The sequence below is a fragment of the Azonexus sp. genome (genome assembly GCF_049652925.1).
Classification (GTDB): Bacteria; Pseudomonadota; Gammaproteobacteria; order Burkholderiales; family Rhodocyclaceae; genus Azonexus.
Window position 1 is genome coordinate 119,144 of sequence record NZ_JBASFI010000025.1, and the last position, 23,173, is coordinate 142,316.

A 23,173-nucleotide genomic window follows, 5' to 3' on the forward strand; every position below is an offset into this window, starting at 1 on the left:
CACTTCCGATCTTTACCTGGTTTTACCCTTAGCACCCTCAGCATCGCACTGCTTCCAGCCGATAACAGGTTTACCAAACCAAACGGCATGAGGCCTTGAAATGACATCGATTGCTAGTGTTCCGAGTACAACCGGCATCTCCGCTTCCACCGGCTCGGGTAGTAGGAATAGCTCGCAGATTGCGGCGCTTGAAAAGCAGTTGCAGGCTTTGCAGAAGCAGTTGAAGACCGCGCAGAAGGATACGTCCGGAGACAGCGCGGAAAAGATCAAGCTGTTGCAGGCGCAAATCGCTCAAATACAGGCGCAGATTGCGCAGCTCAGGGCTCAGGAAAAACAGGCCGCTCAGGCGAGCAGCACGACGGCTGCTCAGCCTGCGGCCAAGGCGGAAAGCGGCACGCTTGGCGTCAATGTGGATGAGTTTGTTTAGGGGAACGGGGATGCCACGGTCAACCGGAAAAAACGGCCAAAACTAAAATCCTGTCGCGGCATTTACCCCCGACTTACCGCTGCGCTTCCGCCGAACTCGCCGATCAGATCAACCCGTATTTCTTCAGCTTGTCGTGCAGCGTGGTGCGGGCGATTTTGAGGGCTTCGCTGGTGCGGGCGATGTTGCCTTCCTGGCGGGTAAATTCGTCGGCGACGAGGCCACGTTCGTAGTTTTCGACGGCTTCGGTCAGCGATTGGGCAGCGCCGCTGCCGGTTGTCATGGCATCGCGGCCGATGCCGAGGGCGTGGCAGTCGGCGGCGTTGCGCAGTTCGCGGATGTTGCCCGGCCAGTCCTGCGCCATCAGGCGGCGCAGGTAGTCGGAAGTCAGCGGGGGCGGCGGGCGGTTGTAGCGTTTGGCGGCGTGGAGCAGGAATTCGTCGTAGAGGGCCGGGATGTCTTCGCGCCGTTCGCGCAGCGGGGGCAGTTCGATGCGCACGACGTTGAGGCGGTAGTAGAGGTCGGCGCGGAATTTCCCCTGGTCGGAGAGCAGCTTGAGGTCATCCTTGCTGGCGGCGACGACGCGGCAGGAGACGGGGATTTGCTGGTTCGAGCCGAGGCGTTCGATGACCCGTTCCTGCAGGACGCGGAGCAGTTTGATCTGCATGTTGACCGGCATCGATTCGACTTCGTCGAGGAAGAGCGTACCGCCGCTGGCGTACTCGATCTTGCCGATGCGGCGTTTCTGGGCGCCGGTGAAGGCGCCCGGCTCGTGGCCGAAAAGCTCGCTGTCGAGCAGGTTGTCGGACATGCCGCCGCAATTGAGCGCGACGTAATTCTGCTGGCCGGGATGACTGAGGTCGTGCAGGCAGCGGGCGACCATTTCCTTGCCGGTGCCCGTTTCACCGAAGATCAGCACATCGACCGCAGCATTCGCAACATCGAGGATCAGCTGGCGGACCTTGGCCATTTGCGGCGAGCGGCCGATCAGGCGGGATTCAAGACTATCGCGATGGTCGAGGCGGCGGCGCAGGGCGTCGACTTCGAGGACCAGTTCACGCTTTTCGAGCGCCCGGCGCACCACATCGACCAGATCGCTGGTCGAGAACGGTTTCTGCATGAAATCGTAGGCGCCGCTGCGCATGGCTTCGACGGCCAGCGTGACGTCGCCGTGGCCGGTGATGATGATGACCGGCAGGTCGGCATCGAGCTCGACAACCCAGCGCAGCAGCGCCATGCCGTCGATGCCGGGCAGGCGCATGTCGGTGACGACGATGCCCGGGTAGCCGGCGCGCAGGCGGCGCTGCGCCTCTTCGGCCGAGCCCACGGCGTCAACGGTGATGCCGGCCAGTTGCATGGCCTGCTCGCAGCCGAGGCGGACATTGGGGTCGTCTTCGACGAGCAGGACGGACAGTTCGGGCTTCATGACAACCCCTTTTCAGGCGTGTTGGTGGCCGGCGGCACGGCCGGCAGCAGGATGACGAAACGGGCGCCGCCGCCGGGCGCCGGGCCGGCCAGCAGGTCGCCGCCAAAATCGCGCAGGATGTCGCGCGAAATGGTCAGGCCAAGGCCGAGGCCGAGGCCTTCGCCCGGCTGCTTGGTGGTGAAGAAGGGTTCGAACAGATGTTCGAGGGCTTCTTCGGTAAAGCCGAATCCGCTGTCGCAGACAGCCAGGGCAAGCTGGCCGGAACTGGCGCGTTCGGCGCTGAAACTGAGGCGGCGTTCCGGCTCGTCGGCCATGGCGTCGATGGCGTTGCCGATCAGATTGACCAGCACCTGTTGCAGGCGGTTCTGGTCGCACCAGGCGATTTCCGATTTTGGGCCAAAATTCCGGTTGACCGTGACATTGAGCTTTTTCAGTCGGGCGTCGAACAGGAACAGGGCAGCATCGACCGCCTGTGCCACATCGACCGCCACCGACACGGCCGGCGACTTGCGGGCGAAGGTCTTGAGCGGTGTGATGATGCCGCCGGCCTGCTCAGCCAGCTGGCCGACGATGCCGAGATTCTTTTCGGCCGTGGCGAGGTCGCCGCGATGCATGAATTCGACGGCATTGGCCGACAACGTGCGGATGGCGCCGAGCGGCTGACTGAGTTCGCGGGTGATCCCGGTTGCCATCTGGCCGAGCACGGCGAGCTTGGCGGCCTGGACCAGTTCGTCCTGAGCAGCGCGCAGGGTCTGCTCGGCGCGCTGGCGCTCGGCGACTTCGCGCTGCAGGCCAGTGACCGCTTCCGAGAGGTCGGCGGTGCGCGCCGCGACCTTGCGTTCGAGTTCCTGATTGGCCTGTTCGAGCATGGCGCGCGCTTCCTCGCGACCGCGGGCGAGACGCCGGCGCTGACTCAGGAAAAGCAGCCAGAGCAGGAAACAGCCGATGGCCGCGGCGGCCAGCGCAGCGTGGGTCGAGGCCTGGACGGCAACCGGGCGCAGATCGGAGAAGACGACGATGCGCCAGGCCGTTCCCGGCAGGTGGCGGCTCAGGGCAAGGTAGGACTTGGCGCCTTGCAGCGGGCCGGGATCGGGCTTGAGCTGGCGCGACAGGCGGACCACGGCGCCCTCCTGCGCGGCCTCGATGGCGATGTCGAGCGAGGCGGCGCCGAGCGGCTGGCCGGCGAACTGCTCCTGGCTGATGCGCGCCAGCACTGCCGGGCTTTGCGGCTGCAGCGTGGCGTAGCGCCACTCGGGCGGCGAGGCGAGGAGCACGATGCCGTTGGCGTCGACGATCAGGGCCGGCGCCTCCTGGCCGAGCCAGCGCCGCTCAAGTTCGTGCAGACTGGATTTGACGACGGCGACGCCGATCACCTTCCAGTCCTGATGTTCGTCGCGGATGGGCAACGCAAAGAAATAGCCCGGCTCCTTGCGCACGTTGTCGACGGCGTAGTGCCGGCCTGGCGTGCCGGCGACGGCACCGCGAAACAGCGGCATGTAGGAGAGATCGGCGCCGAGCAGGTTGTCGGAGAAGATCCAGTCGCTCGAAGCGACCACCCTGCCGCTGGTGTCGAGCACGAAGATGGCCGGCCCGCCGAGATGGTCGTTGAGTTTTTGCAGGAAGCGGTTGGCCGGGGGCTGCAACACGTCCTGCCGGTCGGCCGGCGCGCGCAGCAGGGCGAGGACGTCGGGATTCAGCTCGACGGCGCTGGGAATCGAGGCGTGCCGCGTCACTTCGCTGTCGATGGCGGCAGCCAGGATGTCGAGCTGGTGGCTGGCCTCGTCACGCATCTGGCTAAAGCCCTGCTTCTCGGAAACCCGGTAGGCGAGGAACGCGGTGACCAGGATCAGCACCAGCACTGCCGCCACCCCGAGCACGCGATGCGGTTTGGTCAGCGAGATCGGGATGGGCTGGCGGGAGTCGGGCATGATCAGATGGGGAATGAGTGCTTCATTGTAAGTTGCCCGCCAAGCACCGCAGTCGATGGATCAATGGTGCAGTATCTTGGCGAGGAAGTGCTGCGCCCGCTCCGAACGCGGATTGGCGAAGAAAGTCTCCTTGCTGTCATCCTCGACGATGGCCCCCTGGTCCATGAAAATGACGCGGCTGGCGACGCGCTTGGCGAAGCCCATTTCGTGCGTCACGCACATCATGGTCATGCCCTCCTGAGCCAGTTCGGTCATGACATCGAGCACTTCGTTGACCATTTCGGGATCGAGGGCCGAGGTCGGCTCGTCGAACAGCATGCAGATCGGATCCATGGCCAGCGCCCGGGCAATCGCCACGCGCTGCTGCTGGCCGCCGGACAACTGGCCAGGAAACTTGTCGGCCTGCGCCTTGAGGCCGACGCGGTCGAGCAACTTGAGGCCCTTGTCCATCGCCTCGTCCTGACTGCGCTTCAAGACCTTGACCTGGGCGATGGCCAGGTTCTGGGTGATGCTCATGTGCGGGAACAATTCGAAGTTCTGGAAGACCATGCCGACCTGGGCGCGTAGCTTGGACAGGTTGGTCTTCGGGTCGCCGACCGAGATGCCATTGACGATAATTTCGCCGGCCTGGAAGGGTTCGAGGCCATTGACGCACTTGATCAGCGTCGACTTGCCCGAGCCGGACGGGCCGCAGACAACGATGACCTCGCCCTTGCTGACCGAGGTGGTGCAATCCTTGAGCACCTGGAAGCTGCCGTAATGCTTGCTGACGTTGGCAATCTTGATCATGGGATTCTCCTGACGGCGGCCATCAGGCCGGGTGGTATTTTTTCTGGAGGCGCTTCACGATCTGCGAAGCGGAGAAGCAGATGACGAAATAGACGGCACCGGCAAAGAGCAGCAGTTCGACCAGCCGACCGTCACGGTCGCCGACCTTGTAGGCGGCTCCGAAGAAGTCGGCTAGGGCCGAGACATAAACCAGCGAGGTGTCCTGGAAGAGGATGATGGCTTGCGTCAGAAGCAGCGGCACCATGTTGCGGAAGGCTTGCGGCAGCACGACGAGGCGCATCGCCTGGGCGTAATTCATGCCGAGCGCCGAGGCAGCCGAAATCTGGCCCTTCGGCACGCTCTGGATGCCGGCCCGGATGATTTCCGAGTAATAGGCCGCTTCGAACAGCGCGAAGCCCATCATCGCCGAACTGAGGCGCAGGTCGGCGCCCGGAGGGAAGTCGAGCAGTGTTTCGATGAAGCGCGGCACGATCAGGAAGAACCAGAGCAGCACCATGACCAGCGGTACGGCGCGGAACAGGTTGACGTAGCCGGCGGCAAACCACGACAGCGTCTTGATCGACGACAGCCGCATCATGGCCAGCAGGGTACCCCAGACGATGCCGATGACCACCGCCTGGGCGGTGATGACCAGCGAAATCTTCATGCCGTCCCAGAGAAAGGGCAAGGCGCCGGGGATGGAGGACCAGTCGAATTCGTAAGTCATTATTTGCCTCCGATGTAGCCGGGCACGGCGATGCGCTTTTCAAACTTGTGCATCAGGGTCATCACGGTGACGTTGATGATGATGTAGGACAGCGTCACGGCAATGAAGGACTCATAGGGCTGCGCCGTGTAATCGACCAGCTGGCGGCCCTGGGCAGCAAGCTCAAGGAGGCCGATGGTCGAGCAGACGGCGGAGTTCTTGAAGATGTTGAGGAATTCGGAGGTCAGCGGCGGGACGACCAGGCGGAAGGCCATCGGCAACATCACGAAGCGGTAGGTCTGCGCCAACGTGAAGCCAAGCGCCAGACCCGCATTCTTCTGCCCCTTTGGCAGCGAGTTGATGCCGGCGCGCACCTGCTCGGCGACGCGGGCACTGGTAAACAGGCCGAGACAGACCATCGAGGCGATGAACTGCTGGAACACCGGGTTGGACTGCTTGTAGGCATTGCCGAGGCTGGCCGGCAACAGTTCCGGCAAGACGAAATACCAGATGAACAGCTGGACGAGCAGCGGCACGTTGCGGAACAGCTCGACATAAGCCGTGGCGATGCCGGCCAGCGTCTTGTTCGGCACCGTACGCAAAACGCCGACCAGCGCGCCGAGCAGCAAGGCCATGACCCATGCGCTCAGCGACAGCGCGATGGTCATTTTGAAGCCGGCGAACATCCAGCCCAGATAAGTGTCATCCCCGCTTGCACTTGGCTGCAGGAAGACGCCCCAGTTCCATTGGTAACCCATGATGGTCTCCTCAAGGATATTTTTGTTGTCCCTCCCCCGCAGACGGGAGAGGGACCGGGGAGACTTATTCGAAAGCCTTGTCGTTCGGGGCCTTGAAGGCAGCCTTCATTTCTTCCGAGAGCGGCATGTTGAGGTTCAGGCCCTTCGGCGGAATCGGGTTCATGAACCACTTGTTGTAGATCTTCTCGGCATCGCCCGTGGTCATGGCCTTGGTCAGCGCCGCATCGACCACTTTCTTGAAGCCCGGGTCGTCCTTGCGCACCATGCAGCCATAGGCTTCCTTGGACTGGGCGGTACCGGTAACTATCCAGTCACCCGGCTTGCGCGCTTTGGCCATTTCGCCGTAGAGCAGCGCGTCGTCCATCATGAAGGCGACGGCACGACCGGTTTCGAGGGTCAGGAAGCTTTCGCCGTGATCCTTGGCGGAGATGATGTTCATGCCCAGCTTCTTGTCTTCGTTCATCTTGCGAATCAGGCGCTCGGAGGTGGTGCCGGCGGTGGTCACCACGTTCTTGCCGGCGAGATCGGCGAAGTCCTTGATGCCGGAATCCTTCTTGGTCAGCAGGCGCGTGCCGATAACGAAAATGGTGGTCGAGAAGCCAACCTGCTTCCCACGTTCAAGGTTGTTGGTGGTCGAGCCGCACTCGATATCGACCGTGCCGTTCTGGATCAGCGTAATGCGGTTGGCCGAAGTGACCGGCATCAGGCGGGTATCGATCTTGGCCAGCTTGAGTTCGCTCTTGATGCCATCGACGACCTTGAGCATCAGTTCATGCGAATAGCCGATGACCTGCTGCTTGTCGTCGTAATAGGAAAACGGAATCGACGATTCGCGGTGACCGAGCGTGATGCTGCCGGTTTCCTTGATCTTCTTCAGGGTGGCGGACTCCTGGGCCTGGGCCGGCAAGGCGGCGGCGGTGCTCAGGGCGGTGGCGAGTGCGGCAGCAAGGGCAAATCGGTTCATGTTGTCTCCTGATATGGAAGAAGCCGTTGCCCGGCTCCGGTGGCGTTTACTACGCAGCTAGCGTGCCAGAAAAACAAGTGGCATACAAAATCACAAACATCTGATAAATAACGTATTTTTTCATGATGAAGGCACCTTGATCTCGGAATTCCGATACTCAACAAGAAGAGCCATCGGAATTCCGACAGCTTGATCGTATCCTGCGTTGACACAAAAAAGCCGCCCATGTTCAGGCGGCTCTTCTGGCGTGGCTGACAGCAGGGATCAATCGACCCGCGTATCGAGCCCCTGCTCGGCCAGTTCGGCGGCGCGCAGGACAGCGCGGGCCTTGTTCTGGGTTTCGATCCATTCCGAATGCGGATCTGAGTCGGCAACGATGCCGGCCCCGGCCTGGACGTAGAGCTGCTTGTTCTTGACGACGGCCGTGCGAATGGCAATGGCAATATCCATGTCGCCATGGAAGCCGAGGTAGCCGACGGCACCGGCGTAGATGCCGCGCTTGACCGGTTCCAGCTCGTCGATAATTTCCATGGCCCGCACTTTCGGCGCACCGGAAACGGTGCCGGCCGGGAAGGTGGCGCGCAGTACGTCGAGCGCGTCGAGCCCCGGCTGCAGGCGCCCTTCAACGTTGGAGACGATGTGCATGACGTGCGAGTAGCGCTCGACAATCATGTTTTCGGTGAGCTTGACCGTACCGACCTTGGCGACGCGACCACAGTCGTTGCGACCGAGGTCGAGCAGTTGCGTGTGCTCGGCACGTTCCTTCTCGTCGGCCAGTAGTTCGGCGGCCAGTGCAGCATCCTCTTCCGGCGAGGCGCCGCGCTTGCGGGTGCCGGCAATCGGACGCACGGTGACGCGGTCACCTTCGAGGCGGACGAGAATTTCCGGCGAGGCGCCAACGACATGAAAGTCTTCGAAATCGAAGTAGAACATGTAGGGCGACGGATTGAGACTGCGCAGCGTGCGGTAGAGCGCCAGCGGGCTGGCCCCGAAGGGCTTGGTCATGCGCTGCGAGAGGACGACCTGCATGACGTCGCCTTCGGTGATGTAATCCTTGGCCTTGAGCACGGCCTTCTTGAAAGCCGCTTCGCCGAAAACCGAAACGGCCGGCTCGGAATGAACCGGCTTTTCGCTCGGGATGACGACCGGCGTGCGCAGCTTGGCGAGCAGTTCCATGAGCCGCGCCCGCGCCTTCTGGTAGGCGCTCGGGAAGCCCGGCTCGGCGAAGACGACCAGCGTGAGCTTGCCGGACAGGTTGTCGACGACGGCAATTTCTTCGGAAAGCAGCAGGCCGATATCCGGCGTGCCGATGTCGTCCGGCTTGTTGGTACGCGTCAGCTTGGTTTCGACGTAGCGGATGGTGTCGTAGCCGAAGCAGCCGACGAGGCCGCCGCAGAAACGCGGCAGGCCGGCCTGGGGCGCGGCGCGGAAGCGCTCCATGAACTTGCCGATGAACTCGAGCGGATTGGTGTCGTCCTCGCGCTCGGCAACCCGGTTGCCGGTCAGGACCATGACTTGGTGGCCGGTGACGACGATGCGCGTCTGGGCGGCGAGGCCGATGATCGAATAACGGCCGAAACGCTCGCCGCCCTGCACCGATTCGAGCAGGTAGGTGTAGGGCGCGTTGGCCAGTTTGAGGTAGATCGACAGCGGCGTGTCGAGGTCGGCAAACGTTTCCAGCGTAACGGGAATACGGTTGTAGCCTTGCGCGGCGAGCGCGTTGAATTCGGTTTCAGTCATGGGGAAGCCTCGAAAATGACAGGGTGTTGCGATCTGGTGCGTTGCGCCGCGAGGGCGCGCGAAGGGAGATCAGGGGCGCCAGCGACGCCAACCTTGCCATTCGTTCCAGATTCGCAGAGTCGTCATTTGTGTTTGAGGTCTTTAAAAGTAAGGGCTTGCCGGTACGCGACAAGCAAATCGGATACTAGCGCATCGCAATCTGCGCTGTCCACCGGCTTGCCTTCGTTGTAGCCGTAGGGCACGCAGAAGGTAGGTGAACCGGCGGCGCGGGCCGACAGGATGTCATTTTCCGAATCGCCGACATGCAGATTGCGGTCCGGCCGCACGTTGAACAGGCGGCAGGCGTGCAGGATGGGCTCGGGGTGCGGCTTCTTGTGGGCCGTGGTATCGCCGGAAACAACCACGTCAAAATAGTCGGCCAGCCCCATGCGGTCGAGCAGTTGCTCGGTGAACATGCCGGGCTTGTTGGTGACGACACCCATCTTGAGTCCGCTGGCCTTCCAGGCTTGCAGGCCGTCGATAACACCTTCGTAAATTTGGCAAAATTTCCCGTTGACCGTGGAATAGTGGCGTTTGAAGGATTCGATGGCGGCGTGCAACTGCTCATCCGTCGGTGGATGCTCGTGGGTCAGGCAGCGCTCGACGAGGACCGCCATGCCCTTGCCGACGAAACTATGCACCTCGGCCTGCGTGCGCGGCGGGGCGCCGACTTCGTCGAGCATGAGGCGGCAAGCCTCGGCCAGATCGGCAACGGTGTCGAGCAGCGTGCCATCGAGGTCGAAAGTAACGGATTCGAAGTGCATCAGATTTTCCCCAGCTCTGCGCGCAAGGCGCCGATGATCGAATCGTAGCGATGCGGGTCGCTGTCCTTGCCTGCGCCATAGACAGCCGAACCGGCAACGAAGGCATCGACGCCGGCGCGGGCGATTTCGGCGATGTTGGCGCTGTTTACGCCGCCGTCGATTTCGAGGCGGATGCGCCGGCCGCTTTCCTTTTCATAGGCATCAAGTTTGGCCCGCGCCAGCCTGGCCTTGGCCAGCGTGCCGGGAATGAATTTCTGACCACCGAAACCCGGGTTCACGCTCATGAGCAGAATGACGTCGATCTTGTCGAGGACGTAGTCCATGTAATCGAGCGGCGTCGCCGGGTTGAAGACCAGCCCGCCCTGACAGCCGGCATCGCGGATCAGCGACAAGCTGCGGTCGACGTGATCGGATGCTTCCGGATGGAAAGTGATGATATTGGCCCCGGCCTTGGCAAAATCGGGGATGATGCGATCTACCGGCTTGACCATCAAATGCACGTCGATCGGCGCCGTGGTGCACGGGCGAATCGCCTCGCAGACCAGTGGGCCGATGGTCAGGTTGGGAACATAATGGTTGTCCATCACGTCGAAGTGAATCCAGTCGGCGCCCGAGGCAATGACATTGGCCACCTCTTCGCCCAATTTGGCGAAATTGGCTGACAGAATGCTCGGCGCGATGACGTAATCTTTGGCTGACATGATGTTTCCCTGAACAAAAACAGATAGACGAAATTATCCCATGCCCGACACCGACAAGTACCAAATCGAAATCCACCCCATGCCGCAGTACATCCCGGAACAGTCCGACCCGGAAAATGACCGCTACATCTTTGCCTACACGATCACCATCAAGAACGTCGGCAGCGTGGCGGCCCAACTCGTTTCCCGGCACTGGATCATCACCGACGGCAATAACGAAGTGCAGGAAGTGCGCGGCCTCGGCGTCGTCGGCAAGCAGCCGCTGCTCCAGCCGGGCGAGAGCTTTCAATACACCAGCGGCTCGTCGCTGACGACCGCCATCGGCACGATGAAGGGCACCTACCAGATGGTGGCCGAGGACGGCACGCATTTCGAAGCCGTGATTCCCGAGTTCGTCCTGGCCAGTCCGCGCGCCCTGCATTGAGCCTCAAGCACAGCTACACACTGATCGCCCCGTTCTACGACGCGGCGATTGCCCGGGCCACGCACGCCGCCCGGGCGCGCAGCCTGTCGGCTCTACCGAAGGAGGCCGGCCGCGTGCTGCTGGCCGGCGTCGGCACCGGGCTAGACCTGCCGCACCTGCCAGCGCAACACCATTACGTCGGACTCGATCTCAATCAGGCCATGCTGCGCCGCGCCCTGCCCCGAGCCGGCCACGTCGATTTCGTGCCGGTGCAGGGCGACGCCCAGCGCCTGCCCTTTGCCGACGCATCGTTCGACAGCGCCGTGCTGCACCTGATTCTCGCCGTCGTGCCACAGCCGGCCCATTGCTTCGCCGAAATCGAGCGGGTGCTGAAACCTGGTGGTCAGGTGTTCGTTTTCGACAAGTTTTTGCGGCGTGGGCAATCGGCCATTTTGCGCCGGCTGATCAATCCGCTAGTCCGCCGGGTCGCTACCCGGTTCGATGTGGTCTTTGAAGATTTGTTGAGTGAAGCGCCCGGCCTGGCACTCGAGCACGACCAGCCCGCCCTAGCCGGCGGCTGGTTCCGAATGATCCGGCTCAGGAGGCTCTGAAGCCGCAGGCTCGGAACTGGATTCAGGCACATCCTTGCCCAGCACATCCTCGATCCAGGCCAGCATCAGCGTGTAGGTCACGGCCAGCACGACCGGGCCGACAAAGATGCCGATCAGGCCGAAGCTCAACATGCCGCCAATGACGCCGGCGAAAATCAACAACAGCGGCAAATCGGCGCCGCGCTTGATGAGCATCGGTCGCAGGAAATTGTCGAGACTGCCGACGATGACGCTCCACACCAACAGCGCCGTCGCCCAGCCCGTATCACCCATCCAGTACATCCAGCCCACGGCGGGCAGCAGAACCAGCATCGGTCCGACCTGAGCGATGCACAACATAAGCATGACCGCCGACAGCAACGAGGCAAACGGCACACCGGCCACGGCCAGCCCGATGCCGCCCAGGACGGTCTGCACGATGGCCGTGACGCCGACGCCAAGCGCCACGCCACGAATCGCCTGGCCGGCCAGAATGATTGAATTTTCGCCCCGCTCGCCAGCCAGCCGGTGGCCGAAACGCCGCGCCATGCGCGCCCCGGTTTCACCGCCGGAATAGAGGATGGCGGCAATCGTCACAACGAGCAGGAACTGGATCAGCATGCCGCCTATACCGCCGACCTGAGCGAGTACCCACTTTCCCGTATCGGCCGCATAAGGCGTCACTTTATTGACAATACCAGTCGTACCAGCCGCATCGAGTTGAGCCCAAGCTAATGCCACGCGTTCGCCGACCAGCGGTAGCGATTTGATCCAAGCCGGCGGCGGCGGAAGGCCGTCAGCGGCAAACGACTTGCCGGCCGCGGTCAACTGCGCAGAATGCTCAAGAATGGTGTCGACCGCCAGCCACAGGGGCAGCACCAGGAGCAGCAACATGGCCACCGACATGATCGCCACCGCCGGCCCCCGCCGATTGCCCAGCCGCGCTTCCAGCGACTTGAACAGCGGCCAGGTGGCGACCACGATCATCACCGCCCAGACAGTCGCCGCCAAAAATGGCAGCAGCACCCAGAGCGACAGGCCGATCAGCCCGAGGATAAAGAGGATGGCCAGCGTATTGCGGGCCAGGTCGCGGCGGATTTCAGTCATTTTTAGGATTCCGGGAAAGGAATCAGCTACGGTAGTCGGCGTTGATCTTGACGTAATCGTAGGAGAAATCGCAGGTGTAAACATTGGCCTGCGCTGTGCCGCGACCGAGGTCCACACGTACCGTGATTTCAGCCTGCGCCATGATGCGGGCGCCATCTTCTTCCTTGTAGGCCGCAGCCCGGCCACCCTTTTCGGCAACCAGAACACCGTCGAGCCAGACCTTGACGCCATCGACGTCGAGGTCATCGATGCCGGCATAGCCGACGGCAGCGAGGATACGGCCAAGATTGGGGTCGGAGGCGAAAAAGGCCGTCTTGACCAGCGGCGAATGGCCGATGGCGTAGCCGACCTTGCGGCACTCTTCGACGTCCTTGCCGCCTTGCACGGCGACGGTGATGAACTTGGTGGCACCTTCGCCATCACGGACGATGGCCTGAGCCAGTTCGACGGAAACGGCAATGATGGCGGCCTTGACCTCGGCCCAGCCGGCATCGCTTTCAGATGCAAAGCTGGCGCCGGACTGGCCGGTGGCGATCATCACGTAGGAATCGTTGGTTGACGTATCGCCATCGACGGTGATGCAGTTGAACGAAGCATCGGCCGCTTCCTTCACCAGCTTGTCGAGCAACGGCTGGGCGATGCCGGCATCGGTGGCGAGGAAGCCAAGCATGGTCGCCATGTTCGGCCTGATCATGCCGGCGCCCTTGGAAACTCCCGAAATTGTCACTTTTTTTCCGTTGACCGTGACAATGCGCGAAGCGGCCTTGGCGACGGTATCGGTGGTCATGATGCCATGTGCTGCGGCATGCCAGTTGTCGGCCTTGAGGTCGGCGAATACCGCCGGCAAGCCGGCCTTGATCCGCTCCACCGGCAGAAGTTCAAGAATGACGCCGGTCGAGAAGGGCAGCACCTGCCCGGCAGAAACGCCGAGCAACTCGGCGACGGCTTCGCAGGTTTCCTGCGCCGCCTGACGCCCAGGCTCGCCGGTCCCGGCGTTGGCGATACCAGTATTGATGACCAAGGCGCGGATTTCATTGCTGGTCGCCAGATGCTTGCGGCAAATCTGCACCGGCGCCGCGCAGAAACGGTTCTGGGTGAACACGCCGGCGACCGTGCAACCAGCATCGAGCGCCACCAGCGTCAGGTCGCGGCGGTTTTTCTTGCGAACTTCGGCCTCGGCAACACCGAGACGAACCCCGGCAACCGGGAAAAGTTGATCGGCGGCAGGGGTGGCGTAATTGACAGGCATTCTCATGGCTCCAAAAGCATCAAGGCACCTCGCGGGTGCCTTGGGGGGAATCAGCAAAAATCAGGACAGTTTTCCGTGGCAGTGCTTGTATTTCTTGCCCGAACCGCAGGGGCAGGGATCGTTGCGCCCAACCTTCGGCCCCGTATCGGCCGGCTGTTGTGGCGGCGCCTCGTCAGCGTCACCGAGCGCCTCATCGAAACCGGCGTGTTGATACTGGACGTTCTGCACATCGGCATGAGGCGCAGTTTCCTCAACATCTTCCTGCGAACGAATCTGCACGGTGAAGACGATGCGGGTAACTTCCTTGCGCACGAGGTCGAGCAGGCCTTCGAACAGTTCAAAGGCTTCGCGCTTGTATTCCTGCTTCGGGTTCTTCTGGGCGTAACCGCGCAGATGGATGCCCTGACGCAGATGGTCGAGGGCCGCCAGATGCTCGCGCCAGTGGCTGTCGAGGCTCTGCAACATGACATTGCGCTCGAACTGCTGGAAGTTGGTCGCACCGACCAGTTCAACCTTGGCCCGATAGGCTTCGTCAGCCTCCTTGGTGATACGGGCCAGGATTTCCTCGTCGGACAGCGTCGGCTCGTCCTTGAACCACTGGGCAACCGCGGCATTGATCTGCAGTTCGGTGGCCAAAGCGCTCTCCAGCCCCTCCATGTCCCACTGCTCCTCGACCGACTCGGCCGGCACGTAGGTGCGGAAGACATCGGCGATGACGCTCTGGCGCATGGCCGTGATGGTTTCGGAAATATCGTCCGTTTCCAGCAGCTCGTTACGCTGCTGGTAGATCACCTTGCGCTGGTCGTTGGAGACATCGTCGTATTCCAGCAACTGCTTGCGGATATCGAAGTTGCGCGCCTCGACCTTGCGCTGCGCAGATTCCAGCGAGCGGGTAACGAGTGGATGCTCGATCGCTTCGCCTTCCGGCATTTTGAGCTTGTCCATGATGGAGCGCAGACGCTCGCCGGCAAAGATGCGCAAAAGAGGATCGTCGAGCGACAGGTAGAAACGCGAGGAACCGGCGTCACCCTGACGACCGGCCCGGCCGCGCAACTGGTTGTCGATACGACGCGACTCGTGACGCTCGGAGCCGATGATGTGCAGGCCACCAGAGGCCAGCACGGCATTGTGCACTTCCTGCCACTCAGCCTTCATCGCGGCAGCCTTCTGTTCGCGTTCAGCAACCGGCAGCGACTCGTCATCACGAATGGCGGCGAGCGGCTTCTCAATATTGCCGCCGAGCACGATGTCGGTACCGCGACCGGCCATGTTGGTGGCGATGGTGACCATCCCCGGTCGACCGGCCTGGACGACGATTTCCGCTTCGCGGGCGTGCTGTTTGGCGTTCAGGACCTGATGCGGCAACTGTTCCTTGTCGAGCAGGCTGGAGAGCAATTCCGAAGCCTCGATCGAGGTCGTGCCGACCAGTACCGGCTGGCCACGCTTCGCGCAATCCTTGATGTCGGCAATGATCGCCGTGTGCTTTTCGTCGGCGGTCTTGTAAACCAGATCATTCATGTCCTTGCGGACCATCGGCCGATGGGTCGGAATGACGACCGTTTCCAGACCGTAGATCTGGTGGAATTCGTAGGCTTCGGTATCGGCCGTACCGGTCATGCCGGCCAGCTTGCCGTACATGCGGAAGTAGTTCTGGAAGGTGATCGAAGCCAGCGTCTGGTTCTCGGCTTGGATTTTCACGCCTTCCTTGGCTTCGACGGCCTGATGCAAGCCATCGGACCAGCGGCGACCCGTCATCAGGCGGCCGGTAAATTCGTCGACGATGACCACTTCGTCGTTCTGCACGACGTAATGCTGATCCTTGTGGAACAGCGTCATGCCGCGCAAGGCGGCATTCAGGTGGTGCATCAGCGTGATATTGGCGGCGTCGTAAAGGCTGGTGCCTTCCTTGAGCAGGCCGTATTCGGCCAGCAACTGCTCGGCGTGTTCGTAGCCGGTTTCCGAGAGGTGAACCTGATGACCCTTCTCGTCGACCCAGTAATCGCCGGCATCGGCCTCTTCCATCGCCCGCGTCAGATTGGGAACGACGTCCTTCATGCGCAGGTAGAGGTCGGTATGATCTTCGGCCTGGCCTGAGATGATCAGTGGCGTGCGGGCTTCGTCGATCAGGATCGAATCAACCTCGTCGACGATGGCGAAGTTCAGGCTGCGCTGCACGCGTTCGCCGGCCGTGTAGACCATGTTGTCGCGCAGGTAATCAAAGCCGAATTCGTTGTTGGTGCCGTAGGTAATGTCGGCAGCGTAGGCGGCCTGCTTGGCCTCGTGGTCCATCTGCGACAGATTGACGCCGACGCTCAAGCCGAGGAAGCGGTGCAGGCGCCCCATCCAGTCCGAGTCGCGGGTCGCCAGGTAGTCATTGACCGTGATGACATGGACGCCCTTGCCGGAAATGGCATTGAGGTAGGCCGGCAGCGTGCCGACCAGCGTCTTGCCTTCACCGGTACGCATTTCGGCGATCTTGCCGTCATGCAGCACCATGCCGCCGATCATCTGAACATCGAAATGCCGCATGCCGAGAGCGCGGACGCCGGCTTCGCGAACTACCGCAAAGGCCTCAGGCAGCAGCGCGTCAAGCGATTCGCCGTTGGCGTGACGCTGGCGGAACTCTTCGGTCTTGGCGCGCAAGGCCTCATCGCTGAGTGCCTGCATGGCCGGTTCAAACGCATTGATGCGCTTGACTGCCTGGGAATATTGTTTGATCAGCCGGTCGTTGCGGCTGCCGAAAATCTTTTTGAGTAGGCCGGATATCATCGCGATGAAATAGGGTTGTGCTGCTGGGTTTGCGCAGTGCGGCAAAGCGACGATTCTAACACGCCCCCATGACCCGATGATGACGACCTAAATCAAGGGGATTCGTGACAGTTTAACGGCGCTTGACCAGCGCGTACTCGTCGCCCTGCTTCAGGAAATGGGCCGGATTCTGGGCGACGCCCAGCATGCGCACCTCGAAATGCAGATGCGGCCCGGTCGACCGCCCGGTAGTGCCAACGGCGCCAATCTGGCTACCGCGCTTGATCAAGCTGCCAACCTGGACATCCATGCGCGAAAGATGAGCATAGCGTGAGGTCAACCCCTCGCCATGATCGACTTCGATCAGGTTGCCATATTCGGGATGGTAGGCCGCCGACAGCACCACACCATCAGCCGCCACAACGACCGGCGTACCGGGCTCGGCAGAAAAATCGATACCCTCATGCATCGAGCGCAGGCCGGCGATCGGATCGCTGCGATGACCGAACGGCGAACCCAGTGAGGCATCCTTGACTGGCAAGATTGTTGGCAACAGACGGTCCTTGACCCGCTTTTCAAGCAGCTTGAATTCGAGAAAAGCGAGGTCATCGCTGCGCTGGTCTACCACACCAGCCAGGCGATCAATCTCGCGCTGGAGTTCAATTGCCGACATCGGCGCTGCAACATACGGCCCGCCCTGACCAGGCTTGGCCACATCGGCCACAGACGGGCGCTTGATGCCGACCAGCCCGGACATGCGTTCGCCCAAGGTGTCGAGCTGCATGACCTTGCCCTGCAATTCACCCAGCCTGGTCGCCATCAACTGCAGATTGTTGTTGAGGTGGTCCCGCGCCTTCTTGGCCTCCTGTTGCTGCAGGGACAGCATCAAATCTTCAACCAGCGGCAGACGCATGTGTACGGACAACCAGGAGAACAGCGCCGAGGTCGAAAAGACCAGCACCACGAAGACGAGCAGCGCCATCACTAGATGCCGAGGCATAATGGTGACTGTTCTCGCCGCCTTCAGATGGCGCGAAACCAGAATAATCTGCATGGAACCTCCTATGTACAAAGGGCCTGAGTACTATCTCGACAAGGACGCCGCCGCCGGCAGGGTCATGGCCCACGCCCGGTTGTTGCTCAAGCTCTCACGTCGCTTCGAAGCGGTCGCCCCGGCAGGGCTGCGCCACTCGGCTCACGTTGCCAATTACAAGCTGGGGACAATCATTATCCACGCCGATAACGGCGCGGTCGCTGCCAAAATTCGCCAGTTAAGTCAGCGATTGAGCAACGAGTTATCGAATGGAGGTGCGGAGTGTAACGGCATAGAGGTAAAAGTACAACCCCGCCAAATCCCTGCCCAATCAACGAGTTCCACTCAAAAGCCGCTATCCGACAAGGCAATCGGCATGCTGCAGGAAACCACTGACAAGCTGCCGGAAGGGCCGCTCAGGAGCGCTCTGGACAACCTATTGAAGCGCGCCGCTAGAGCGGAATGACCGCCAGGCGCTCGATAAACATGAGCGCAAAAACAACCAACGCGAAAACAATCCCGTACTTGAAAAGCCGCCAGCTCAGGCCGAGGTAGTAGCGGTTGCCAGTGAGGGCATAAACGAGGAAACCGGCGCCGATCGCCACTACCAGAATTGCTGCCAGCAGACGCAGCAGCCACATGGCTATTCCTTGGCCGGTGCGCTCAAGCCGCGGCTTGAGCGAGCCAGCGGGTCACGCCACTCGGGGCGTGCTCGGCTTGTTCGAAGGTAGCGATTTCCCAGCAGTCCTGTTGTTCTAGCAGGGCCCGCGCCAGCTGGTTGTTCATCGCATGGCCGCCCTTGTGCGACGAATATGCCGCGAGCAGCGGATGACCAAGCAGGTAGAGATCGCCAATCGCGTCGAGAATCTTGTGTTTGACGAACTCGTCGCCGTAACGCAGGCCGTCCTGATTGAGGACGCGGAATTCGTCGAGAACGATGGCGTTCTCCAGGCCGCCGCCAAGAGCCAAGCCATTTTCACGCAGGTATTCGACTTCCTGCATGAAGCCGAAAGTACGGGCGCGTGAGACTTCGCGGGTATAGGACTGCTCGGCGAAATCGATTTCGGCCTTCTGGGCTGATTTGTCGATGGCCGGATGGTTAAAAACAATGGAAAAAGTCAGTTTGTAGCCGTCGTAGGGCTCAAATTTCGCCCACTTGTCGCCATCCGTGACTTCGATGGTCTTGGTGACGCGAATGAATTTCTTGGCAGCGTTCTGTTCCTCAATGCCAGCGGACTGGATCAGAAAAACGAACGGTGCAGCCGAACCGTCGAGGATGGGCACTTCGGGCGCATCCAGATCGATCCAGGCATTGTCGATGCCGAGGCCGGCAAGAGCCGACATCAGGTGTTCGATGGTACCAACCTTGACCCCGTCCTTTTCGAGACAGGAGCACATGCGCGTATCGCCAACCATGAAGGCTTTGGCGGGGATATCAAGCGGCTCAGGCAGATCTACGCGGCGGAAGACGATGCCGGTATCCGGGGCAGCCGGGCGCAGGGTCATGTTGACCTTGACACCGCCGTGCAGGCCCACGCCGGAGGCGCGAATGACTGTCTTCAACGTGCGTTGCTTGAGCATGCTAAGTACTTGAATGATTGGGGAAGGTGACGGATTGTAACACAAGCCGCCACCACCCTTTTTCAGAGAGAGTTTTTGTTACATCAATCCGCCTGCTTGCGCAGGAAAGCCGGAATGTCGTAACGGTCGACACCGCTGTTGGCCAGGGCCTCGACGGTCACATTGCGTTTGCGGACAACAGCCGGGACATCGGCCATCTGGTTGTAATCGATAGCCGGGCCATTCGAGAAGGCGACGGCATCGCTGGTACCGGTGGCCTGAACGAGGACTGGCTGGGAGAACACTTCCGGCTGACGGGCGCGGGCCGCAGCAACCTGGCCGAGGCCGGTGGCGACGACGGTGACGCGCAGGGCATCACCCATCAGCTCGTCATAAACAGCACCGAAAATGATGTGTGCGTCTTCGGCCGCAAAGGCCTTGACGGTGTTCATCACTTCGTTGACTTCCTTCATCTTGAGGCCGCCCTTGGCCGCGGTGATGTTGACCAGCACGCCACGGGCACCGGACAGGTTGATGCCTTCGAGCAGCGGCGAGGCAACGGCCTGCTCGGCGGCAATGCGGGCGCGATCGACGCCGGCAGCGGCAGAGGAGCCCATCATGGCGCGACCCATTTCACCCATGACGGTGCGGACGTCTTCGAAGTCGACGTTGACCAGGCCCGGGTAGGTAATGATTTCGGCGATACCGCCAACAGCATTTTTGAGCACGTCGTCAGCAGCGCGGAAGCAATCGTCGACATCGGCGTCGTCGCCCATGACTTCCATGAGCTTGTCATTGAGGATGACGATCAGCGAATCGACATGCTTGGAGAATTCGGCAATGCCGGCTTCGGCCGACTTCATGCGCTTGTTGCCTTCGAAGCTGAACGGCTTGGTGACCACGCCAACAGTCAGGATGCCCATTTCGCGAGCGATTTCGGCAACGACCGGAGCCGCGCCGGTACCCGTGCCACCACCCATGCCGGCGGTGATGAAGGCCATGTGGGCGCCTTCCAGCGAAGCGCGAATTTCTTCGCGATGCGCATCGGCTGCCGCCTGGCCAGCTTCCGGCTTGGCACCGGCACCGAGGCCGGTCTTGCCGAGCGACAGCTTGCTCGATGCGGCATTGCGGCTGAGTGCTTGGGCATCGGTATTGGCGGCAATGAATTCAACGCCGCTGACGCCTTCGCGAATCATGTGCTCGATGGCATTGCCACCGGCACCACCCACGCCGAATACCTTGATGATGGTACCGGCTTCTTCGTCTTTCTCGATGATCTCAAACATGACTACCTCCTCTGAAAAAACTGTTCAATGACAAATCAAAAATTCTTGGCAAACCACGACTTCATGCCGTCAAAGACGTCCTTGAAGCCCTGCTTTTCCTGGATCTTCTGGCCGCGTTTGCGCTGGGCCTGCGCTTCGAGCAGCAGGCCGTAAGCGGTCGAGAAGCGTGGGCTTTGCACGACGTCGGCCAGACTGCCGGTGTATTTCGGGTTGCCGAGGCGAACCGGCATGTGGAAGATTTCCTCGCCCAGCTCGACCATGCCCGGCATGACGCTGGCGCCGCCGGTCAGGACGATGCCTGACGAAAGGACTTCCTCGAAACCGGCGCGACGGAGCTCGTTCTGGATCAGCTCGTAGAGCTCCTCGACGCGCGGCTGGATGACGTCGGCCAGTGCCCGGCGGCTCAGCTTGCGGCTCGGGCGGTCATCGACACCAGCAACTTCCATGTTCTCGGCCGCATCGGCCAGTTGCGACAGGGCGCAGCCGTACTTGCACTTGATGTCCTCGGCTTCGCGGGTCGGCGTGCGCAGCGCCATGGCGATGTCGTTGGTCACCTGATCGCCGGCGATGGGGATGACCGAGGTGTGACGAATGGCGCCCTGCGTCCACACGGCGATATCGGTGGTGCCGCCGCCGATGTCGATGAGGCAGACGCCGAGATCCTTTTCGTCCTCGGAGAGCACGGCGTAGCTGGATGCCAGCGGTTGCAGCACGAGGTCATTCACTTCCAGACCGCAACGGCGTACGCACTTGACGATATTCTGAGCGGCTGAAACGGCGCCGGTCACGATATGCGTCTTCACTTCCAGACGCATGCCGCTCATCCCGATCGGCTCGCGAATGCCGTCCTGGCCGTCGATAACGAATTCCTGGGTGAGGATGTGGAGGATTTCCTGATCGGCCGGAATCGGCATGGCCTTGGCGGTTTCGATGACGCGCTCGACGTCGGTCTGGGTGACTTCCTTGTCCTTGATGGCCACCATGCCGTTCGAGTTGAAGCTCTTGATGTGGCTGCCGGCGATGCCCGTGTACACATTGGTCACCTTGCAGTCGGCCATCAGTTCGACTTCCTGGACGACGCGGCTGATGGTGTGCACGGTGTCCTCGATGTTCACCACGACGCCCTTCTTGAGGCCGCGCGAATCCTGCGAGCCCATGCCGATGACGTTCAGATGGCCTTCCTGGTTGATCTCGGCGACCAGCGCGACGATCTTCGACGTTCCGATGTCCAGACCGACGACCAGATCCTTGTTGTCCCTGCTCATATGCTTACTTTCCCTTCCCTTCGCCCGCCATTCGCATGGCGAAACCATTCGGATACCGCAAATCCACGACTGCCGGCCGGACCGCCTGTCTGGCGACCGTTTCCGGATAAATTTCCAAAAATCGCTGCAGGCGCACGCCGACCGGCGCCTTTGGCTGTTCCCGTCCGATGTCCACCAACATGCCGTTCTGCAACTTGAGCTGCCAGGCCAGACGCGGCGACAGCGTGAGCTGTACCGGCGTTTCGCCGACCTTCGCAAAGGACCCGACAAACTCGCTGTAATGCTTTAAAACGTCCTGCGCCGTGCCCAGCGGCCCGAAAAGCAGCGGCAAGTTGGTCGCCTCTCTCTCCGGCAAACTGGCAGCAAAGACCTCGCCGTAGCTGTTGACCAGCTCGCCGCGCCCCTCGCCCCAGCGCGCCACCGGCTTGTGCTCCTCGATCCTGATTTCCAGGCGATCCGGCCACTGGCGACGCACATCGACCTTGCGCACCCAGGGCAGCTTCTCGAGCGAACCGCGCACCATTTCCAGATTCAGGCTGAAGAAATTGCCTTTCAGCGAACCCGGCAAGACCTGCTCCACTTCGCCGCGCTTGGTGTGCGGCAGCGTCTCGGCAAACACCACGTGCTTGACCGGCAGCGACGGCACGCGCACCAACCACACCGCGCCGGCGGCCAGCAACGCCGCCGCGGCGACCAGCATGAGCAGGTCGGCTATGGCGTTGAGCAGGTGCGGTTTGTTCCACATTCATTGGCTCAGTCGTTAGTAGCGAGTTCGAGGACACGGCGGACCAGCGTCGGGTAATCCATGCCATTGACGCGGGCGGCCATCGGCACCAGCGAATGGTCGGTCATGCCCGGCGCGGTATTGACTTCGAGGAAGTAATGCTTGCCGTCCTCGTCCATCAGGAAATCGACGCGGCCCCAGCCGCGGCCGCCGAGGACGCGGAAGGCTTCGAGCGCCCCCTTGCGGATTTCCATTTCCTTGGCTTCCGGCAGGCCGCACGGGCACAGGTATTTGGTGTCGTCGCGGTTGTACTTGGCTTCGTAGTCGTACCACTCGGTGGCTGGCTCGATCTTGATGATCGGCATGGCTTCGTCGCCGATGATGCCGACCGTGTATTCGCCGCCCATGACGCCCTTTTCGGCGATAACCAGCGGGTCGTGGCGAGCCGCCTCTTCGTAGGCCGCCTTGAGCGCGCCGCGCTCCTTGACCTTGGTGACGCCGATCGACGAACCTTCGCGGGCCGGCTTGACGAAGAGCGGCAGGCCGAGCTCTTCCTCGATGTCGCCGAAATCGGAATCAGCCGTCAGCAGGGCGTATTCGGGAATAGCCAGGCCAGCCGCCTGCCACATCAGCTTGGTGCGGAACTTGTCCATGGCCAGCGCCGAGGCGAGGACGCCGGAGCCGGTGTAGGGAATATGCATGACTTCGAGGGCGCCCTGGATCGTGCCATCTTCACCATGGCGACCGTGCAGCGCGATGAAGGCGCGGTCGTAGCCCTTGAGCGCGTCGAGAGGCTGCGACGCCGGGTCAAAAGCATGGGCATCGATGCCCTGCCCTTGCAACGCGGCCAGCACGCGCGAACCGCTGTTCAGGGAAACTTCGCGTTCGGCGGAGGTTCCACCGAACATCACGGCGACTTTGCCGAAATCAGACATGCTTTGCTCCAGACTGCATTTCAATATTGGGCATTTTTTCGGGTTGACCGTGGAA

The 23,173-nt window shown here is 61.6% G+C and carries 23 protein-coding genes; 4 read left to right on the forward strand and 19 right to left on the reverse strand.

The genetic code is table 11. The features are described from left to right. The first annotated feature begins 100 nt into the window (after positions 1-100). Positions 101-427, forward strand: coding sequence for a FlxA-like family protein (locus tag WBK19_RS14285; protein ID WP_511290826.1), 327 nt, complete (start codon positions 101-103; stop codon positions 425-427). Between the two features lie 103 nt (positions 428-530). Here the strand turns inward: WBK19_RS14285 and WBK19_RS14290 are convergent, their stop codons facing one another. The 9 genes from WBK19_RS14290 to rpe all read right to left on the reverse strand — a co-directional run bounded on the left by WBK19_RS14290 (position 531) and on the right by rpe (position 10,218). Further along, positions 531-1,850: a sigma-54-dependent transcriptional regulator gene (locus WBK19_RS14290; protein WP_511290828.1), complete on the reverse strand. Its 1,320-nt coding sequence runs from the start codon at positions 1,848-1,850 to the stop codon at positions 531-533. Continuing rightward, on the reverse strand, positions 1,847-3,778 hold the full coding sequence (locus tag WBK19_RS14295; RefSeq protein WP_511290830.1) for a sensor histidine kinase: 1,932 nt from the start codon (positions 3,776-3,778) through the stop codon (positions 1,847-1,849). Before WBK19_RS14295 ends, WBK19_RS14290 begins: the two co-directional genes overlap by 4 nt. A gap of 60 nt (positions 3,779-3,838) precedes the next feature. Next, positions 3,839-4,567 (reverse strand): amino acid ABC transporter ATP-binding protein, encoded by a 729-nt coding sequence (locus WBK19_RS14300; RefSeq protein WP_511290832.1) that lies wholly within the window; start codon positions 4,565-4,567, stop codon positions 3,839-3,841. Positions 4,568-4,589: 22 nt separating this feature from the next. Beyond that, the gene (gltK, locus tag WBK19_RS14305) at positions 4,590-5,273 is read right to left on the reverse strand and encodes a glutamate/aspartate ABC transporter permease GltK (RefSeq protein ID WP_511290834.1); all 684 of its coding nucleotides are present in this window, start codon (positions 5,271-5,273) and stop codon (positions 4,590-4,592) included. After that, positions 5,273-6,010: an amino acid ABC transporter permease gene (locus tag WBK19_RS14310; RefSeq protein ID WP_511290836.1), complete on the reverse strand. Its 738-nt coding sequence runs from the start codon at positions 6,008-6,010 to the stop codon at positions 5,273-5,275. Before WBK19_RS14310 ends, gltK begins: the two co-directional genes overlap by 1 nt. Positions 6,011-6,074: 64 nt before the next feature. Continuing rightward, entirely contained in the window at positions 6,075-6,974 is a 900-nt protein-coding gene (locus WBK19_RS14315; RefSeq protein WP_511290838.1) for a glutamate/aspartate ABC transporter substrate-binding protein, read from the reverse strand. Positions 6,975-7,238: 264 nt separating this feature from the next. Continuing rightward, a complete protein-coding gene (gene trpE / locus WBK19_RS14320; RefSeq protein WP_511290840.1) occupies positions 7,239-8,714 on the reverse strand; it encodes an anthranilate synthase component I in 1,476 nt (491 codons plus the stop codon). 122 nt (positions 8,715-8,836) lie between these two features. Further along, positions 8,837-9,517: a phosphoglycolate phosphatase gene (locus WBK19_RS14325; RefSeq protein WP_511290842.1), complete on the reverse strand. Its 681-nt coding sequence runs from the start codon at positions 9,515-9,517 to the stop codon at positions 8,837-8,839. Then, positions 9,517-10,218, reverse strand: coding sequence for a ribulose-phosphate 3-epimerase (rpe, locus tag WBK19_RS14330; protein WP_511290844.1), 702 nt, complete (start codon positions 10,216-10,218; stop codon positions 9,517-9,519). The genes WBK19_RS14325 and rpe overlap by 1 nt, the downstream gene beginning before the upstream one ends. A 40-nt stretch (positions 10,219-10,258) precedes the next feature. On the opposite strand from rpe, the gene apaG reads away from it, so the two are divergent. Together apaG and WBK19_RS14340 are read left to right on the forward strand one after the other, a co-directional pair. After that, entirely contained in the window at positions 10,259-10,642 is a 384-nt protein-coding gene (gene apaG / locus WBK19_RS14335) for a Co2+/Mg2+ efflux facilitator ApaG/CorD (RefSeq protein ID WP_494647110.1), read from the forward strand. Further along, complete coding sequence (locus WBK19_RS14340) at positions 10,639-11,232, forward strand: class I SAM-dependent methyltransferase (RefSeq protein WP_511290846.1); 594 nt, start codon at positions 10,639-10,641, stop codon at positions 11,230-11,232. Before apaG ends, WBK19_RS14340 begins: the two co-directional genes overlap by 4 nt. Here the strand turns inward: WBK19_RS14340 and ydiK are convergent. The 4 genes from ydiK to WBK19_RS14360 all read right to left on the reverse strand — a co-directional run bounded on the left by ydiK (position 11,188) and on the right by WBK19_RS14360 (position 17,369). After that, a complete protein-coding gene (gene ydiK / locus WBK19_RS14345) occupies positions 11,188-12,318 on the reverse strand; it encodes an AI-2E family transporter YdiK (RefSeq protein WP_511290848.1) in 1,131 nt (376 codons plus the stop codon). The genes WBK19_RS14340 and ydiK overlap by 45 nt on opposite strands. 22 nt (positions 12,319-12,340) lie before the next feature. Next, complete coding sequence (argJ, locus tag WBK19_RS14350; RefSeq protein WP_511290850.1) at positions 12,341-13,567, reverse strand: bifunctional glutamate N-acetyltransferase/amino-acid acetyltransferase ArgJ; 1,227 nt, start codon at positions 13,565-13,567, stop codon at positions 12,341-12,343. 60 nt (positions 13,568-13,627) lie between these two features. Next, entirely contained in the window at positions 13,628-16,336 is a 2,709-nt protein-coding gene (secA, locus tag WBK19_RS14355) for a preprotein translocase subunit SecA (RefSeq protein ID WP_511290912.1), read from the reverse strand. Between the two features lie 112 nt (positions 16,337-16,448). Further along, positions 16,449-17,369, reverse strand: coding sequence for a M23 family metallopeptidase (locus WBK19_RS14360; protein ID WP_511290852.1), 921 nt, complete (start codon positions 17,367-17,369; stop codon positions 16,449-16,451). A 10-nt stretch (positions 17,370-17,379) separates the two neighbouring features. On the opposite strand from WBK19_RS14360, the gene WBK19_RS14365 reads away from it, so the two are divergent. Continuing rightward, positions 17,380-17,814: a DciA family protein gene (locus tag WBK19_RS14365; RefSeq protein WP_511290854.1), complete on the forward strand. Its 435-nt coding sequence runs from the start codon at positions 17,380-17,382 to the stop codon at positions 17,812-17,814. On the opposite strand, the gene WBK19_RS14370 is transcribed toward WBK19_RS14365, so the two are convergent. The 6 genes from WBK19_RS14370 to WBK19_RS14395 all read right to left on the reverse strand — a co-directional run bounded on the left by WBK19_RS14370 (position 17,801) and on the right by WBK19_RS14395 (position 23,118). After that, the gene (locus WBK19_RS14370) at positions 17,801-17,989 is read right to left on the reverse strand and encodes a hypothetical protein (protein ID WP_511290856.1); all 189 of its coding nucleotides are present in this window, start codon (positions 17,987-17,989) and stop codon (positions 17,801-17,803) included. The genes WBK19_RS14365 and WBK19_RS14370 overlap by 14 nt on opposite strands. Before the next feature lie 22 nt (positions 17,990-18,011). Then, on the reverse strand, positions 18,012-18,929 hold the full coding sequence (lpxC, locus tag WBK19_RS14375) for a UDP-3-O-acyl-N-acetylglucosamine deacetylase (RefSeq protein WP_511290858.1): 918 nt from the start codon (positions 18,927-18,929) through the stop codon (positions 18,012-18,014). A gap of 83 nt (positions 18,930-19,012) precedes the next feature. Next, positions 19,013-20,194, reverse strand: a complete 1,182-nt coding sequence (gene ftsZ, locus WBK19_RS14380; RefSeq protein WP_511290860.1) for a cell division protein FtsZ — start codon at positions 20,192-20,194, stop codon at positions 19,013-19,015. A gap of 35 nt (positions 20,195-20,229) precedes the next feature. Further along, positions 20,230-21,459, reverse strand: coding sequence for a cell division protein FtsA (gene ftsA, locus WBK19_RS14385; protein ID WP_511290862.1), 1,230 nt, complete (start codon positions 21,457-21,459; stop codon positions 20,230-20,232). A gap of 4 nt (positions 21,460-21,463) precedes the next feature. Then, the gene (locus tag WBK19_RS14390; protein WP_511290864.1) at positions 21,464-22,159 is read right to left on the reverse strand and encodes a cell division protein FtsQ/DivIB; all 696 of its coding nucleotides are present in this window, start codon (positions 22,157-22,159) and stop codon (positions 21,464-21,466) included. A 53-nt stretch (positions 22,160-22,212) separates the two neighbouring features. After that, complete coding sequence (locus WBK19_RS14395; RefSeq protein WP_511290866.1) at positions 22,213-23,118, reverse strand: D-alanine--D-alanine ligase; 906 nt, start codon at positions 23,116-23,118, stop codon at positions 22,213-22,215. Positions 23,119-23,173: the final 55 nt, after the last annotated feature.

What these genes read in the sequence shown, in the direction of transcription:
- WBK19_RS14285 (WP_511290826.1), top strand. Translation starts at nt 101, where the DNA reads ATGACATCGATTGCTAGTGTTCCGAGTACAACCGGCATCTCCGCTTCC.
- WBK19_RS14290 (WP_511290828.1), bottom strand. Translation starts at nt 1,850, where the DNA reads ATGAAGCCCGAACTGTCCGTCCTGCTCGTCGAAGACGACCCCAATGTC.
- WBK19_RS14295 (WP_511290830.1), bottom strand. Translation starts at nt 3,778, where the DNA reads ATGCCCGACTCCCGCCAGCCCATCCCGATCTCGCTGACCAAACCGCAT.
- WBK19_RS14300 (WP_511290832.1), bottom strand. Translation starts at nt 4,567, where the DNA reads ATGATCAAGATTGCCAACGTCAGCAAGCATTACGGCAGCTTCCAGGTG.
- gltK (WP_511290834.1), bottom strand. Translation starts at nt 5,273, where the DNA reads ATGACTTACGAATTCGACTGGTCCTCCATCCCCGGCGCCTTGCCCTTT.
- WBK19_RS14310 (WP_511290836.1), bottom strand. Translation starts at nt 6,010, where the DNA reads ATGGGTTACCAATGGAACTGGGGCGTCTTCCTGCAGCCAAGTGCAAGC.
- WBK19_RS14315 (WP_511290838.1), bottom strand. Translation starts at nt 6,974, where the DNA reads ATGAACCGATTTGCCCTTGCTGCCGCACTCGCCACCGCCCTGAGCACC.
- trpE (WP_511290840.1), bottom strand. Translation starts at nt 8,714, where the DNA reads ATGACTGAAACCGAATTCAACGCGCTCGCCGCGCAAGGCTACAACCGT.
- WBK19_RS14325 (WP_511290842.1), bottom strand. Translation starts at nt 9,517, where the DNA reads ATGCACTTCGAATCCGTTACTTTCGACCTCGATGGCACGCTGCTCGAC.
- rpe (WP_511290844.1), bottom strand. Translation starts at nt 10,218, where the DNA reads ATGTCAGCCAAAGATTACGTCATCGCGCCGAGCATTCTGTCAGCCAAT.
- apaG (WP_494647110.1), top strand. Translation starts at nt 10,259, where the DNA reads ATGCCCGACACCGACAAGTACCAAATCGAAATCCACCCCATGCCGCAG.
- ydiK (WP_511290848.1), bottom strand. Translation starts at nt 12,318, where the DNA reads ATGACTGAAATCCGCCGCGACCTGGCCCGCAATACGCTGGCCATCCTC.
- argJ (WP_511290850.1), bottom strand. Translation starts at nt 13,567, where the DNA reads ATGCCTGTCAATTACGCCACCCCTGCCGCCGATCAACTTTTCCCGGTT.
- secA (WP_511290912.1), bottom strand. Translation starts at nt 16,336, where the DNA reads ATGATATCCGGCCTACTCAAAAAGATTTTCGGCAGCCGCAACGACCGG.
- WBK19_RS14360 (WP_511290852.1), bottom strand. Translation starts at nt 17,369, where the DNA reads ATGCAGATTATTCTGGTTTCGCGCCATCTGAAGGCGGCGAGAACAGTC.
- WBK19_RS14365 (WP_511290854.1), top strand. Translation starts at nt 17,380, where the DNA reads ATGTACAAAGGGCCTGAGTACTATCTCGACAAGGACGCCGCCGCCGGC.
- WBK19_RS14370 (WP_511290856.1), bottom strand. Translation starts at nt 17,989, where the DNA reads ATGTGGCTGCTGCGTCTGCTGGCAGCAATTCTGGTAGTGGCGATCGGC.
- lpxC (WP_511290858.1), bottom strand. Translation starts at nt 18,929, where the DNA reads ATGCTCAAGCAACGCACGTTGAAGACAGTCATTCGCGCCTCCGGCGTG.
- ftsZ (WP_511290860.1), bottom strand. Translation starts at nt 20,194, where the DNA reads ATGTTTGAGATCATCGAGAAAGACGAAGAAGCCGGTACCATCATCAAG.
- ftsA (WP_511290862.1), bottom strand. Translation starts at nt 21,459, where the DNA reads ATGAGCAGGGACAACAAGGATCTGGTCGTCGGTCTGGACATCGGAACG.
- WBK19_RS14390 (WP_511290864.1), bottom strand. Translation starts at nt 22,159, where the DNA reads ATGCTGGTCGCCGCGGCGGCGTTGCTGGCCGCCGGCGCGGTGTGGTTG.
- WBK19_RS14395 (WP_511290866.1), bottom strand. Translation starts at nt 23,118, where the DNA reads ATGTCTGATTTCGGCAAAGTCGCCGTGATGTTCGGTGGAACCTCCGCC.